At 55.9% G+C, this 14,056-nt stretch carries 15 protein-coding genes, 1 tRNA gene and 1 pseudogene; 6 read left to right on the forward strand and 11 right to left on the reverse strand.

The features are described 5' to 3' along the window. Nucleotides 1-133: 133 nt before the first annotated feature. Nucleotides 134-817, reverse strand: a complete 684-nt coding sequence (locus HK24_RS09270; protein WP_249211332.1) for a polymer-forming cytoskeletal protein — start codon at nt 815-817, stop codon at nt 134-136. On the opposite strand from HK24_RS09270, the gene HK24_RS13710 reads away from it, so the two are divergent. Further along, complete coding sequence (locus HK24_RS13710; protein ID WP_167386095.1) at nt 711-977, forward strand: hypothetical protein; 267 nt, start codon at nt 711-713, stop codon at nt 975-977. The genes HK24_RS09270 and HK24_RS13710 overlap by 107 nt on opposite strands. A 134-nt stretch (nt 978-1,111) precedes the next feature. Continuing rightward, nucleotides 1,112-2,092: an adenosine kinase gene (locus HK24_RS09280; RefSeq protein WP_086634235.1), complete on the forward strand. Its 981-nt coding sequence runs from the start codon at nt 1,112-1,114 to the stop codon at nt 2,090-2,092. Between the two features lie 56 nt (nt 2,093-2,148). On the opposite strand, the gene HK24_RS09285 is transcribed toward HK24_RS09280, so the two are convergent. The 5 genes from HK24_RS09285 to HK24_RS09305 form a co-directional block, all read right to left on the reverse strand. Continuing rightward, nucleotides 2,149-2,949 carry a cytochrome c gene (locus tag HK24_RS09285; protein ID WP_233126203.1) on the reverse strand — a complete coding sequence of 267 codons (801 nt, stop codon included), beginning with the start codon at nt 2,947-2,949 and terminating at the stop codon, nt 2,149-2,151. A 113-nt stretch (nt 2,950-3,062) separates the two neighbouring features. Next, nucleotides 3,063-3,887, reverse strand: a complete 825-nt coding sequence (gene hpnK / locus HK24_RS09290) for a hopanoid biosynthesis-associated protein HpnK (protein WP_086634237.1) — start codon at nt 3,885-3,887, stop codon at nt 3,063-3,065. Nucleotides 3,888-3,984: 97 nt separating this feature from the next. After that, nucleotides 3,985-5,409, reverse strand: a complete 1,425-nt coding sequence (gene hpnJ / locus HK24_RS09295) for a hopanoid biosynthesis associated radical SAM protein HpnJ (RefSeq protein WP_086634238.1) — start codon at nt 5,407-5,409, stop codon at nt 3,985-3,987. Continuing rightward, nucleotides 5,406-6,620 carry a bacteriohopanetetrol glucosamine biosynthesis glycosyltransferase HpnI gene (hpnI, locus tag HK24_RS09300; RefSeq protein ID WP_086634239.1) on the reverse strand — a complete coding sequence of 405 codons (1,215 nt, stop codon included), beginning with the start codon at nt 6,618-6,620 and terminating at the stop codon, nt 5,406-5,408. The genes hpnJ and hpnI overlap by 4 nt, the downstream gene beginning before the upstream one ends. 58 nt (nt 6,621-6,678) lie before the next feature. Beyond that, nucleotides 6,679-7,335, reverse strand: a complete 657-nt coding sequence (locus HK24_RS09305; protein ID WP_086634240.1) for an ABC transporter substrate-binding protein — start codon at nt 7,333-7,335, stop codon at nt 6,679-6,681. Nucleotides 7,336-7,637: 302 nt separating this feature from the next. Between HK24_RS09305 and hpnH the strand changes: the two genes are divergently transcribed. After that, complete coding sequence (hpnH, locus tag HK24_RS09310) at nt 7,638-8,834, forward strand: adenosyl-hopene transferase HpnH (protein WP_086634241.1); 1,197 nt, start codon at nt 7,638-7,640, stop codon at nt 8,832-8,834. 154 nt (nt 8,835-8,988) lie between these two features. Then, nucleotides 8,989-10,281 (forward strand): hemolysin family protein, encoded by a 1,293-nt coding sequence (locus HK24_RS09315; RefSeq protein ID WP_064273570.1) that lies wholly within the window; start codon nt 8,989-8,991, stop codon nt 10,279-10,281. 11 nt (nt 10,282-10,292) lie between these two features. On the opposite strand, the gene HK24_RS09320 is transcribed toward HK24_RS09315, so the two are convergent. Genes HK24_RS09320 through HK24_RS09330 form a run of 3 tightly spaced genes read right to left on the reverse strand, consistent with a single transcriptional unit; the run spans nt 10,293 to nt 12,126 of the window. Beyond that, a complete protein-coding gene (locus tag HK24_RS09320) occupies nt 10,293-10,700 on the reverse strand; it encodes a flagellar protein FlgN (RefSeq protein WP_233126204.1) in 408 nt (135 codons plus the stop codon). Further along, nucleotides 10,697-10,996 carry a rod-binding protein gene (locus tag HK24_RS09325; protein ID WP_086634242.1) on the reverse strand — a complete coding sequence of 100 codons (300 nt, stop codon included), beginning with the start codon at nt 10,994-10,996 and terminating at the stop codon, nt 10,697-10,699. Before HK24_RS09325 ends, HK24_RS09320 begins: the two co-directional genes overlap by 4 nt. After that, entirely contained in the window at nt 10,996-12,126 is a 1,131-nt protein-coding gene (locus HK24_RS09330; RefSeq protein WP_086634243.1) for a flagellar basal body P-ring protein FlgI, read from the reverse strand. Before HK24_RS09330 ends, HK24_RS09325 begins: the two co-directional genes overlap by 1 nt. Before the next feature lie 231 nt (nt 12,127-12,357). Here HK24_RS09330 and dksA point away from each other — a divergent pair, with 231 nt between their 5' ends. Together dksA and HK24_RS09340 are read left to right on the forward strand one after the other, a co-directional pair. After that, on the forward strand, nt 12,358-12,771 hold the full coding sequence (gene dksA, locus HK24_RS09335; RefSeq protein ID WP_046900902.1) for an RNA polymerase-binding protein DksA: 414 nt from the start codon (nt 12,358-12,360) through the stop codon (nt 12,769-12,771). Nucleotides 12,772-12,826: 55 nt separating this feature from the next. Continuing rightward, nucleotides 12,827-12,901, forward strand: a tRNA-Thr gene (locus HK24_RS09340). Nucleotides 12,902-12,998: 97 nt separating this feature from the next. Here HK24_RS09340 and HK24_RS09345 read toward each other — a convergent pair. Together HK24_RS09345 and HK24_RS13460 are read right to left on the reverse strand one after the other, a co-directional pair. Then, nucleotides 12,999-13,652 (reverse strand): TetR/AcrR family transcriptional regulator, encoded by a 654-nt coding sequence (locus HK24_RS09345; protein WP_086634244.1) that lies wholly within the window; start codon nt 13,650-13,652, stop codon nt 12,999-13,001. Nucleotides 13,653-13,920: 268 nt separating this feature from the next. Next, nucleotides 13,921-14,056 (reverse strand): annotated as a pseudogene (locus HK24_RS13460) (IS5/IS1182 family transposase); the annotation flags it as partial.

Here is a 14,056-nt window from a genome sequence, read left to right on the forward strand (position 1 = left end):
GAAAATTTATTATAGAAAAAAATGGATTTGTATCGGAAGTTTTCTTTTCTGGTCATTGTGTATACGAAAAAGCCCGCTCCCCAGTCATGGAAGGCGGGCTTTTCGATACCTTCAGAAAAAGATGGAGGCTGGATCAGCCTTCAGCTTTTTCCTCAGCAGCTTCCGGAGCAGCCTTCGCAGGTTCCACGATCGGGGAACGTGGGGCGACGCCATCCGTGATCATTTCGAGCTGACCGGTGATCTGGCCACCATCTTCAACCTGCAGACGACGGCACTTTGCCTTGCCGATCAGACGACCGCTACCGCGGATCGTAAGGCTGCCGTTGACGGTCAGGGTGCCGTCAATCGTGCCGGCAACTTCTGCATCTTCAACTTCGATCGCACCGCGGAAGACACCGCCCTGTGCAACAACGACTTCCGCCGCCTGAATCATGCTGGACTCGACAGTCCCTTCAACGACCAGACGCTCGGCATCCTGAACCGAACCCTGAACGCTGATACCACGGCCGACGACCAGCGTGCGACGCTCCGGACCCGTCTGGCGCGGTGCTCCCGGTACGCCTGCTGCACCCGGACGGGGCGCAGTTGCCGGCGTTGCGCCCGGCAGGTTGTTCGGGGATGGCGGCGCCGGAAAAGGGGTACGACCCATAGATGCGGGGTCCTTCTGCTGGTTGGGCTGAGGGCTGGCTGTTCCGGATCCGGACGCAGGAGTGGTCTGGCTGGAAGCATCCGGCCGGTTGGGAAAGATGGGCTGCCCGGCGAGCTTGCTTGTCTCGGCAGGCTTTGCGTCTTCTTCCGGTTTGCGTCTTCTGAACAAGGAAACCCCGCTACGGATCTGGAAAGAACAAGGACTATGTCTCGGCCGCTCGACACCGGACCTGCTGGTGCAGGGTTCGTCAGGAACGGCCTCTGACAAGGCTTACACGGTCACGCCCCGAACGGACAACCCGCGCTTGCGTGCAAATGTCATAATCTGACATGCGCAGAACAGGAGAGTGCATTCGTCCCGGGTGTTGGCGTGTTCCCAGAGGGCACCTATGATCGTGTTGATTTAATGGCGCAGATGGCGTCTTGAACGATTTTTTGCCTTTTTGTGAACTCTGGAGCCTTAATGTCAGCCCCCAAGCATGATCTCCTCTGCATCGGCAACGCGATTGTCGATGTTCTTGCCTCTGTTGACCCGGCCGTTATTGCCGATCTTGGTGCAACTCCAGGCAGCATGACGCTCATCGATGCGGCAACCGCGCAGGACATTGAAAACCGTATTGCTGTTGAACGTGTTGCCGGTGGCGGCTCTGGTGCCAACACGGCAGTGGTTGCGGCTCGTATGGGCGCAAAAGTCTCTTATCTCGGCAAGGTTGCTGAAGATCAGGCCGGGACGCATTTTACGCAAGATATCCGCGATCAGGGCCTGACTTTCCCGTCCCAGCCACTCGCTGCGTCTGAAAAAATTCCGACCGCGCGCTGCATCGTGCTCGTGACGCCAGATGGACAACGCACCATGTTTACCTATCTCGGGGCCTGTACGGAATTTACACCGGCAGATGTTCATGAAGAGACAGTCACGGATGCAGCCATCACGTACATGGAAGGCTATCTTTACGATAAGCCCCATGCTCAGGCGGCTTTCGAACATGCCGCCACGCTAGCCCGCAAGGCTAGCCGTCAGGTTGCTCTGACGCTGTCAGACACGTTCTGCGTTGGCCGTCATCACGCGGCATTCCGTGGGCTCGTTGCCGGTCACGTCGATATTCTCTTTGCCAACGAAGCCGAGCTTCTGGCGCTGTACGAAACGACTGATTTCGAAGACGCTCTGCGTCAGGTTGCTGCAGAAACTCAGCTGGCTATCGTCACGCGGAGCGAAAAGGGCGCTGTCGTCATCAGCAAGGGCGAGCGTCACGATGTTCCGACTACGCCAGTCAAGGTTGTGGATACGACCGGCGCTGGTGATGCATTTGCGGCCGGATTTCTTGCTGGTCTGAGCAAGCAGCATGACTTTGTGACGTGCGCGAAGCTCGGCAATCAGGCTGCTGGTGCCATCATTACGCGCTTTGGTGCGCGGCCGCAGGAAGATTTTGCTCTGCGCGCCTGATACATCACGGGATGATCCGGGAAGTTATTTCCCGGATCATCCCGCAGCTCTGTGCGTCAAAGATGCTTCTGGGCCAATCCTGACTGGCCGACTTCCTGAAGATAGGTCCAGAGTGCATCCAGATCGCTTTCCGAGATGGCACTTTCCGGAAAAGACTCCATGTGTTCGCTTGGCCACTTCCTGACCTGCTTCGGGTTGCGGATGATGGCCCGGAAGCCTTGTGGGGTTATGTACTCTGTTACCGGGATAGGCCGCCCGAGATCCGGTCCCATGCTTCCCTCGCCAACGCCCATGAGCTGATGGCAGGGCAAACAGTTTTCCGCAAAAATGACCTGTCCTTTTGCGGCGGGTTCACTCGTGCCAGACGGAAGCTCGTTACTTGAGGATGGGGTTATGGCAGCGAGCTGGTCGACCCATTGTTCCTGCTTGATGATGCCAACTTCCTCACCGGTCCACACAAGGGCAAACGGTCCAAGGTCATGGCCGTGAGGGCGGCGTTTAGGCCATTCCTTGTCTTCAATGGCGATCCACGCAGTGACGTGATGTTTGCGAGCCTGCTCAAAGACACTCCTGGGAATTTCCGCCGTAAAAAGATCTGTGGCCTGAAAAGCCAGCGCATCATCCTGATGGATCAGCGCTGAAAGCGGGATCGCGGGAACGTCTGGCCCAAGAGGCTGCTTGATATGGGACAGATCGAGTCTCTGGGTTTCCGGGCGGTGCAGAAGCTCTTCAACGCTGAATTTATGAACGGTATCGCCGTCTTTGACGCTCAGAACTGTGGATGGATTAGCCCAGGCTGGTGAGGCTACAAGCCCGACGAGAAAAAACAGTCGTTTGAAAACATGCCGTCCGTTCATTCTTGCCTTCACCCCTCTAAATCCTTGTTAATTCAAAAGTCTACAGTTCCCTGATATCATAATGATCTCGGAACGGAGCGAGTAAACAGCAAAAAAACGAGCGGTCCGACGCCTTAAAGATCCGACCAGCCAATCTGATTCACGTTTTCACGTGTGAAAGTATCTCGCACACCGGGATCGAGAAGCGCAGCGAGTTCGCCCTCCTGATCGTAGGTGGGCATGAAGCGATGCATCATGGCGTTTTGAGCTGTGGCAGGGTGGAAATAAATCTCACTGACGCCTTGGGGCAGCTTCGGAATGAGGGCTTGAATGCGGTCAGGGGTCATATGGCCAGACCAGCGCAGCCCGAAACACCAGTCATTGGTCTTTAGGCCCGCTTTGTGGATCTGATGGCGAAGGACTCCAATCCAGCGACGCAAGGCGCGATCACCGATGCTATCTTTTGCGTCCACAGGCTCAGGTGGCTCAAACGGAGAGCGCACAGCTTTCAGGCCATGCTCGAGCCCCGATTCAATCAGGAAGCGCCCGACAGTGGGGTGGAGATGCATATGCTTGTGGGCATTTGCGTGATCCAGCGGAAGGCCTGTACGGGCAAAGACGCGGTACTGCGCTTCGATTTCCCGGCGGATGGCGCTTCGGGCATGGGGACTGAAGAAATATTCGACGCCCAGCCGAAGCTGGTTGCGGCCAAACCAGCCCTGTTCATCCGTGATGGCGGGAAGATCCAATACGGATTTCCCTTCGATCGCGACGACGTGCAAGCCGACTTTCAGGTCAGGCATGGCTTTCGCCCGGCGGACAGCGTCTGCTGCGGCATCTCCGGCGACCATCAGGCTCGCTGTTGAAAGGACGCCCTTGCGATGGGCTGCCTCGATGGCTTCGTTGACTTCCAGGCTCATGCCGAAATCATCGGCGGAAATAATGGCGCGACGGGTCATGATGAAGCTCCGGAACAGGGGGCGAAGGTCATGAAAAAAGGGGCATGGCCGTCAAGCCATGCCCCTTTTCGAGAAAACGAGGCCGTCAGGGACGGTCTCAGGCCGCGTGACGGTCCTTGAGGAACTGGAAGAATTCCACACCTTCGCGCAGACGACGCTTCATCATCTGCGGGCTGCGGATCATCTCGTTCAGAATGGAAGCGATCTTGGAACCGCGGAAATAGAACTTCCGGTAGAACTCCTCGACGCTTTCAAAGATTTCCGTGTGTGACAGGTGCGGGTAGTGCAGGGGAGCAATCTGCACACCGTTCTCGTCAATCAGCTCGGCCGCATCGACGTTCAGCCAGCCATTCTCGGTTGCCTGCTTGTGGAGTGCCGTGCCCGGATAAGGAGCGGCCAGGGAAACCTGCAGCGTGTGCGGGTTGATTTCCTTGGCGAAAGCAATGGTTTCCTGAATGGTTTCCTTCGTTTCGCCCGGCAGGCCGACAATGAACGTGCCATGGATCTTGATGCCCAGCTTGTGGCAGTTCTTCGTGAATTCCTTGGCGACTTCGACGCGCATGCCCTTCTTGATGTTGTGAAGGATCTGCTGGTTGCCGCTCTCATAACCCACGAGGAGAAGACGCAGGCCGTTTTCCTTCATGATCTTCAGCGTGTCGTAAGGGACGTTCGCCTTGGCATTGCAGGACCACGTAACGCCCAGCTTGCCCATTTCACGGGCAATCGCTTCGGCGCGCGGCAGATCGTCCGTGAAGGTGTCATCATCGAACATGAATTCCTGCACGTCCGGGAAGTACTGCTTGGCGAGACGGATCTCGGCAGCAACATGCTCCGGGCTACGCGTGCGGTAGCGATGGCCGCCAACCGTCTGCGGCCACAGGCAGAACGTGCAGCGGGATTTGCAGCCACGACCCGTGTAGATGGAAATGTACGGGTGCTTCAGATAGCCGATGAAGTAGTCGTTGATGTTGAGATCACGCTTGTAGACTTCCGTTACGAACGGAAGGCTGTCCATGTCCTCGATCATCGCGCGTTCTTTGTTCGCGATGATCTCGCCGTCAGCGTTACGCCAGGTGATGCCGTCCACTTCCGCCAGCGGCTTGCCCTCGGCGATTTCCTTGATTGTGAAATCGAACTCGTTGCGCGCCACGAAGTCGATCGGGCCACCCTGTCTCATGCTCTCGTCAGGCTGCACGGCAACCTTGGCGCCGACCATGCCGATCATGATCTTCGGGTTGGCGTCCTTGATCATCTGCGCCACGCGGACGTCTGATGCGAAGGACGGCGTGGAGGTGTGCATGACGACGAGGTCGCGATTCTTCACGTCCTCAAGGATCGGATCCATGCCCATCTTCGCCGGGGGGGCGTCGATCAGGCGGGAGCCGGGCACCAGAGCTGCCGGTTGAGCCAGCCATGTTGGAAACCAGAAAGACTTGATTTCACGCTTGGCCTGATAACGGGAACCAGCACCACCATCGAAGCCGTCGAAGGAAGGAGGCTGGAGAAAAAGGGTTCTCATCATGATCGGACACTCCTGTGGGTGGTGGCGCCAGACTGGAACGCTGTGGCGCGCGCCGAAGATTTACGTTTTCTTCGGGCGATATGGACCGTTCTGCCGCGCCATGCAACGCGTGACCCTCTTGCACTGCCCACCATGATGGCTGCGGAGAGCCAGTCACGGATGACCAGAAGAGGGATTGCAGCGGGCAAAGGACACTCCGTTGCACGGTCTATAATGCGGCTTCCAAGGCCACGAATGACCCAGGTCAGCCCCAGCAGAAGCCAGGTCCACCATGTATTGGGACGAAAAAGAACGGCTGTGACGGCCCAGAACAGCGGAAGCTGAATGGAAGACAGGCCATAGCCAACGGGTTCCACATTCTTGACGGTTCTGCCCCAGCGTAACTCGTGGGAGAGCAACTCGCTGAGGGTGTGTTCGCCAACAGTGGTATGGGTGAGGGACGGCGCAATGGCGATGCCCTGACCACGCTGACGGACAAGCTGACCAAGTTCAGCATCGTCCGCCACGTGATCGACCAGAGCTTCCAAGCCGCCAATGTCAGTCAGTGTCTGTCGTGTGAGAGCCATGGTGGCGCCCAGACAGTCCTGACGACCCAGCAGACGTGACATCATCACGCCTGGCAGGAAATTGTGGTTGATCTGACAGGCGCCAAGTTGCTGGACCAGCGTTCCCCCAGCTGTGCGCCCGGCATAAAGAGTCGTCACAAGTCCGACACCTGGAGCTTCGAGGCTGGAAACGACGTGCTTCAAATAAGTCGGAGCGCAGTGAATATCAGAGTCTGAAATGACCAGAACATCGTGGCGCCCCTCATCGAACATGTTGATGAGGTTGCTGACTTTCCGGTTCGGACCGTGTTCCTCAGCATTGATCACAATGCTGACTGGGATCTGAGGATATTTCTGACGAAGATCCTGCACAACAGACAGAGCCGTATCGGCTTCGTCGTGAACGCCAAAGACAATCTGGAAGTCCGGATAGTCCTGCGCGAAGACACTCTCAAGCGCTTCGCGGAGCAAAGGCTCATTGCCGTGAAGAGGCTTGAGTACTGTAACAGCTGGCCAATGCCTGCCCGACATGCGGACGGCCTCGTCCTCTCGACGTTCCCGCGTGCGGAAACGTGCAAGAAGGGTCGCCCCCGTAAGGGCCTGAATATTTCCAGCTACAGATACGAGTGTACAGAAGCCAGCTGCAATGGAGAGAGGTGAAGGCACGGCGGTCTTTTATCTCCCCTTCACATCAGGAAGGAAGAGCTTCGTAGCCGCGCGGGACTCAATCATGCAGGAATTTGGTCGTTTTCCGGTCCAGCAGATCTGCAAGACCGCTTGCGCCGCCCTGAGACAGAGCGCCGCCGAAATCGGCACGTTGTGCGGCAACCTGGCTAATATGGGCATCCAGAAGAATGTCTGTGATGCGCCAGCCTGAGGGGCCACTCGTCATGATGTAATCAATTGGCGTGCCACCATCAGAACCGCCGCCAATGGTCGTATCCACAATCTGGCCACCCGTTGGGTTAGGGCGGGTCTGCGGCAGGATAGTGAAGACAGCGTTGCTTCCCGGTTTGAAAGAAGATGCATATCGCGCGATTGTGAACTGACGGAACGATCCAAGCAGACGGGTACGATCAGCTGCGCTCAGATTATTATAGCGCACCCCCACAGAGCGACGCAGAATGGCCTCAAGATCAAATGCATGGTCAACGGCCGGCGCAATCATTGTGGCGCGTTGCTGTGCGGTCTTGCCCGTTGTCTGCGCAGTTTTCAGAGCATCATACAAACCCTGAATTGGCGCGGCTGGCGCGGATGCAGAGCTTTCGCTGGCTGCTGGGGCGGTCTGGGCTTGCGCTGCTGCCACCGGGACGCCTGCGAAGAGGCTGGTCACAAGAAGGGACAGAGTCGCGTTCTGGGCAAATCGGGAATTCATGGTCATGCTTTCGTCCTCTGAGACGTTTTATGCAAGAGGTCATGCTCTTGCTGCACGGTATCAACCGCCGGATGCGGAAATCGTTCTGTGGTCGAATGGCCACATCACTACATAGAATTGCAACCAACGACATTGAGGCCCACATGGCAATGAGGCTATAGCCAGTCAATCAAGAGTCCGATGCGCCTTCTCGGTGCCGGTTAACACAAACCGACATTGCCTAGGCCATACGGGCCTCATTCAGATGTTTAGGGCCCCGGCGCGCTGTCATGGCGCACACTGTCGGTGGCTAGAACCAGAGGATTATAATGGCCGTTCCTTTGATGCAGGCTGTCCGAGTCGGACGGTACGTTGTCAAGCAGCACCTCACGGGCCGCAAGCGATATCCGCTGGTCCTGATGCTCGAACCGCTGTTCCGCTGCAATCTGGCGTGTGCCGGTTGTGGTAAAATCGACTACCCGGCACAGATCCTGAACCAGCGCATGAGCTTGCAGGAATGTCTGGATGCCGACACGGAAGCAGACGCCCCCGTCATTGCCGTTGCAGGTGGTGAACCCCTTCTGCACAAGGAAATGCCGCAGATCATCAAGGGTCTGATTGCGCGCAAGAAGTACGTTTACCTTTGCACAAACGGTCTTCTCCTTGAGAAGAAGCTCGACGATTACGAGCCATCCCACTTCTTCTCCTGGGACGTGCATCTGGACGGCGACAAGCTGATGCATGACTCGTCGGTCTGTCAGGACGGCGTGTTCGAGAAGGCGACGGCAGCAATCCGGGCCGCCAAGGCGCGTGGCTTCCGCGTTTCCATCAACTGCACGGTCTTTGATGGTGCGGTTCCTGAGCGTCTGGCTGCGTTCTTCGATGAAGTCATGGCTCTGGGCGTTGATGGCATCATGACGGCTCCGGGTTACGCCTATGAGCGCGCTCCGGATCAGGCTCACTTCCTGAACCGCCAGAAGACCAAGCAGCTTTTCCGCGATGTCTTCCGTCTGGGTAAGGGCAAGAAGTGGCGCTTCACACAGTCGCCGCTGTTCCTGAACTTCCTGGCTGGCAACGAGAACTACCACTGCACGCCATGGGGCAAGCCGCTCCGTACCGTGTTTGGCTGGCAGCGTCCCTGCTATCTGCTGGGTGAAGGCTATGCCAAAACCTTCAAAGAGCTGATGGACGATACCGAGTGGGAGAAGTATGGTACCGGCGCATACGAGAAATGCGCTGACTGCATGGTTCACTCAGGCTACGAATCCACGGCTGTGATGGATGCCGTTCGTCGTCCCTGGCACATCGCCAAGGTCGCACTGTTCGGACCGGAAACTGAAAAGCCGATGGTTCCGGAAATCTCGCTCGCCAACCAGCGCCCTGCCGAATACGGCTATGAAGCGCAGGTTGAGCAGCAGATGGAAAAAATCACGACAGGTGGCAAGCCGGCGCGTGGTCCGCGTGTCCGTGTAAATGGCCGCCCGGCAGCCAATACTGTGGCTGCGGCAGCTGACGCAGCTGACTGACACAGTCTTTTTTGGACTGGATTATGCAGAAAGACCGGCCTTCAAGGCCGGTTTTTTTGTATTCTGTCATACAGAACCACGAGTGTGGCATGAATGTCATGGTGTCGAACGGCAGTCCTGACTATCATCAGGGTCTCATTACTCCGGCCGGACCATGTTGACCCCGATCTTTGTTATTTGCCTGCTTATTCTTCTGAACGCTGTTTTTGCCATGGGAGAGCTGGCACTTATTTCAGCCAAGCGCCCCCGGCTGGAAGTCCTTGCAAAGCAGGGTTTCCGCGGCGCGCCCGCAGCACTCCGTCTTGCGGAAGACCCGCATGCGTTTCTTCCTACCGTTCAGATCGGCATGACGCTGGTTTCGATTCTGGAAGGTACGTTTGGTGGTAGCCAGATTGAAGCCAACATCCGGGACTGGATAGCAACCGTTCCCGCTCTGCACCCCTTTGCGGGTGAGCTCTCGATTGTTCTGGTCGTGGCGATCATAACTTTTGCGATGCTGGTATTTGGTGAGCTGGTTCCCAAACAGATTGCCTTGCAGCAGCCTGAGATCATCGCGTCTCGCCTGTCTTGGCTCCTGGTGGTCGTTGCCCGCGTCGCTCAGCCTGTCGTGTGGCTTCTGAGCGGCACGTCATCGCTTGTACTGCGCCTGCTTCGTGTCGGACCTCTGACCCGTGCCGCTGTGACGGAGGAAGAACTCCGAGCGGTTCTGGCTGAAGGCGCACGCGCGGGCGTTCTGGAAACGGACGAACAGGCCATGATCGAACGCCTGCTCCGGCTGGCTGACCGTCCCGTCCGTGCCATCATGACACCTCGTAATGAGCTGTTCTGGGTGGATCGGCACGCTGATCAGGAAACGCTCGTGCGCAAGCTCAGGCAGTCATCCTATGCGCGTATTGTGGTGTGTGAGGGAGACGTCGATCATCCGGTTGGTGTCATTCTGGCCAAAGACATCATGGATCGTCTGTTGCTGGGAATGCCGGTGTCCATTGAGGCAGCATTGCGGGAGCCACCTGTCATTCCTGACAGTCTGAGCGCTCAGGACATGATTGAACGCCTGCGCGGCGTGAATATCGGCATAACTTTCGTTCTGGACGAATACGGGTCTTTTGAAGGTATCGTGACGCCGTCTGACGTTTTCGAGGCCATCGTCGGTGAAGAGAAAACCGAAGCCAATTCCTTCGAGCTTCAGGCCGCTGAGGGGGGAGATGAATACCTGTTTGAAGGTTTCATGCCGGCCGATGAACTGCGCTCGCGTCTTGATTTACCCGAGCTCCCAGGGGGTGGCAGCTATCATACCTTGGGTGGGGTGATACTGGCCCTGTTGCGCCGTGTTCCGGCCAGAGGCGATAAGGTTGCTTTCGAAGGATGGCTTTTCGAAGTGCTCGAAATGGATCGTCGTCGTGTTGCCAAGGTCAAAGTTAGTCGGCAGGTCCTGGCGGAAGACTGATTCCATCCTGATCAGGCACGGCTGACAAACAGTGCCTGACGTTTTCCCTCTTCATGGGCGTAAGCCCCTTTATGCCCGTAGCTCTGCACCATTTCTGACGATGGAAAAGTCGTCAGCAGCTCTATGACGCGTTTCTGCGAGGAAATTGCGTGCTGGAGCAACTCGCCATTACGCTTGCCCAGTGTAATCATCTTTTCCAGGAGACTACTGTGCTCGGGGAGGAGAGGTGTGCCAGTAAAGGCGCAGGCATCCTTTTCAGAGGCGGTTGCGATTGCCGTCTCCAGTTTTGTCGCGGCAGCCTGCTTCTGAGGGATAAGCTTCAAAGCGTCAGGAAGTCGTGCTTCTGACAGAGCATTGTTTTCAAGTGCCAGAATCGCAATGAGCTCTTCCATTGCCGTAATGATGGACGTGGTCATCATTTCTGTTCCTGCATAGCCAGCATTTGCCGATTGATAGCGTCCGTCATGCCCAGGCCGCCGTTATTTTCCATCTGCTTCGCAATCTGCTCGACCAGCATGGGACGGAATTGCTGCTCTCCTGCTCCTCCGCTGAACATATTCTGACTGTCATCGCTGGATTGGAACATGGGTTGAAGCATCTGGTTGATGGTCATGGATTCAAAATCCCTCGCTGCCTTGAGGGTCTTGGCAGCATCGGGGGCATTGTCATGCAGGGCATAGCCCTGTGATAACGACGGTAGATCTGAGACGGTCATCAGCGCATCTCCAGCTCTGCCTGCAGGGCTCCATCTGCTTTGATAGCCTGCAGAATACTGATCATGTCACGAGGGCCAACGCCGAGTGCATTCAGGCCCGACACCAGTTCCCGTAAAGTCGTTCCACCCGGAAGAACGGCTAAATGGTTATTCTTGCCAGTATCAACTTTGACATTGGTACGAGGGACAACAGCGGTCTGGCCGTTTGAAAACGGCCCAGGCTGAGAAACCTGTGGGGTTTCCGTGATCTGAACGGTCAGATTGCCCTGCGCAACCGCCACTGTGCTGACACGTACGTCAGCGCCCATGATAATTGTTCCGCTGGCTTCGTCCACGATGACCTTGGCTGGGTTGTCGGGCGTCACTAGCAGGTCTCCAATGCGAGACAGCGTGGGGACCGGGTCACGGGAACTGAGGTCCAGCAGGACTGTTCGAGGGTCTTCGACAACAGCGATGGGACCTATTGTGCGGTTGATAACGGCTGCCATTCGGCTTGCTGTCGTCAGATCAGGGTTCCGTAGGCTGAGATGCAGGTTTTTGCGGTGACTGAGATCGAACGGAACCTCACGCTCCACAACCGCACCATTTGCGATATGGCCACTGGTTGGAACGTTGCGCGTCACGGAAGCAGCAGCACCGCGGGCACTGAAGGCATTTGTCGCCAGACTACCCTGCGCGACGGCGTAAACTTCCCCATCTGCTGCCATGAGGGGGGTCACGAGGAGTGTTCCCCCTGTGAGCGATGAGGAATCCCCAGCGGCAGAGACTGTGACGTCAATCCGATTTCCGCCATGGGCAAACGTCGGTAGGTCCGCCGTGACCATGACTGCTGCGACGTCATGAGTCTGTAACTGTGTCTCCTGATCCCGAATGTTGACGCCGAGACGGTTGAGCATGGAAATCAGAGTCTCTCGGGTAAAAATGGAATTTGTCAGCCGGTCCCCTGTGCCGTTGAGACCGACCACGAGGCCATAGCCAATCAACTGGTTGGTTCTGACGCCTTCCATGTCCGTGATGTCCTTGATGCGGACAGTGGCAGCCAGCGTCAGAGACGGGACGCCCAAGATAAAAGCGCAGAAAATAGCGGTTAGGCGCCGAAAAATTGGATGAGAGCTGAAGAGGACAGACATGAAAGTTCAGTGAAATCCTGACGGGTTAAACTGTAACAAAGACCCTTTGACACTCAGGATGACGCGGTATCGTAAAGAAACACCTAACACGGGCGCGGAATTCTGCGGTTGAAGGAGATACGGAATAAAGATCTACGGGGTTGGCGAAATGATCTGTGATGGCTATAAGCCGCGCGTTATCGCCCGCGGCTATCGATCGGACGTTGGCGGATTAGCTGGGATTGGATGCGCATGATTACGCTACCGCCGGATTATACCCCTTCCGACGAAGAAGAATTCATGAACCCCCTCCAGGTGGAGTACTTCAGGCAGAAACTTCTGCGCTGGCGTGCGGACCTGCTGAAAGAGGCTGACGGCACACTCGCCAGCCTCTCAGAAGGCGGGATTCATGAATCTGACATTACAGACCGTGCAAGCGTCGAAACGGATCGTGCTTTCGAGCTGAGAACCCGTGACCGTGCGCGTAAGCTTATTGCCAAGATCAATATGGCTCTGCTCCGGATCGAAGACGGAAGCTACGGTTTCTGTGAGGAAACCGGCGAGCCTATTGGTCTGAAGCGCCTGGAAGCACGTCCGATTGCTACGCTTTCTATTGACGCTCAGGAACGTCACGAGCGCATGGAAAAGGTACATCGCGACGATTAAGGGGGTTGCACTTGGCGCGCTGAAGAGATACGAAGCGCGCCAAGGCACCGGTACTGCTGCTGTAGCTCAGTGGTAGAGCACTCCCTTGGTAAGGGAGAGGTCGACAGTTCAATCCTGTCCAGCAGCACCAGTCTTTTCTTCTTAAAATATGATGCTTAATTAAAATTCTTAGGCTTAACTGGCCCAGAAAACGCGTTTTCTCGCTCAGTGAATTTTGGGGCTAAGGCTCACAGAGAAACAATTCTCAAAATCGTCTCGATGTTAAAGCGAATGCGCTCTGCCTGAGCAGCCTCCGACATCAACTCCCGTTCAAAAATGATCGATCCTGTATACTGGTTGGTGAAGTAGTAGTAGCTGACGGCTGCTATAGTGATATTGAGCTGGACCGGGTCAACGCCCTCTCGGAAAAGTCCTTGCGCCACACCGCGCTTTAAAATCGTGTCAACGAGTCCGACGAAGCGTCTGCTGACAATCTTGACGGTTTCTGAAGACTTTAAATGTCGGGCCTGTGCCAGATTTTCGCTATTCACCAGTGAAATGAATTCAGGATTCCGGATGTAATAGTTCCAGGTAAAACGGACGTGTCGTTCAAGGGCTTCTCGTGGATCTAAGCTATCCAGGTCCAGCTTTTTTTCAGATTCGCGAATATCGAAATAGGCATTTTCCAGAACTGTCTGGAAGAGTTTTTCTTTACTTTCAAAATAGTGATAAATCATGCGCTTATTGGCATTGGCTTTCAGCGCGATTGCGTCGACGCGAGCCCCTTCAAGGCCGTTTTTTGCAAACTCTTTTTTTGCGGCCTCCAGAATCCGGTTTTTTGTAGCTTCTGCGTCGCGGATTTGAGGGCGGGGCGACTGTGTGTCTGGGGACTGTGCACTCAACGGGAAATCTCGCTTTTTGCTGGAGCCGGGCCTGAAGTTCCCGCTTTATGGCCGGAAACGCGCAGACATCAAAACATCACATAAAAAATAACATATAAAAGAGATTTAATTATCACTATAACGTGATTTATGAGGTGGGGGGATCGAAGAACCTTTGACTAATACGCTTGGCTGGTGATTTCAGGCTTTTGTCGATTTGATTGACGGTTCTTTGGGTCACTTTTGATCTGCGTTTTGAGCAGATCGGGGGAGGGCTCCCGGTGGATGACTACGCGCTCGCACTCAATCTTTCGAGGAAGAGGAAGCGACGCATATTATAGACGATATTGGCGAGACCGATCCTCATGGTGGCCCGGGTGATACCGACAGTTCGGATGAACAGCCCTGTCTGTGATTTCTGATCG

Source organism: Gluconobacter sp. DsW_058, assembly GCF_002153615.1.
Taxonomy (GTDB): domain Bacteria; phylum Pseudomonadota; class Alphaproteobacteria; order Acetobacterales; family Acetobacteraceae; genus Gluconobacter; species Gluconobacter cerinus.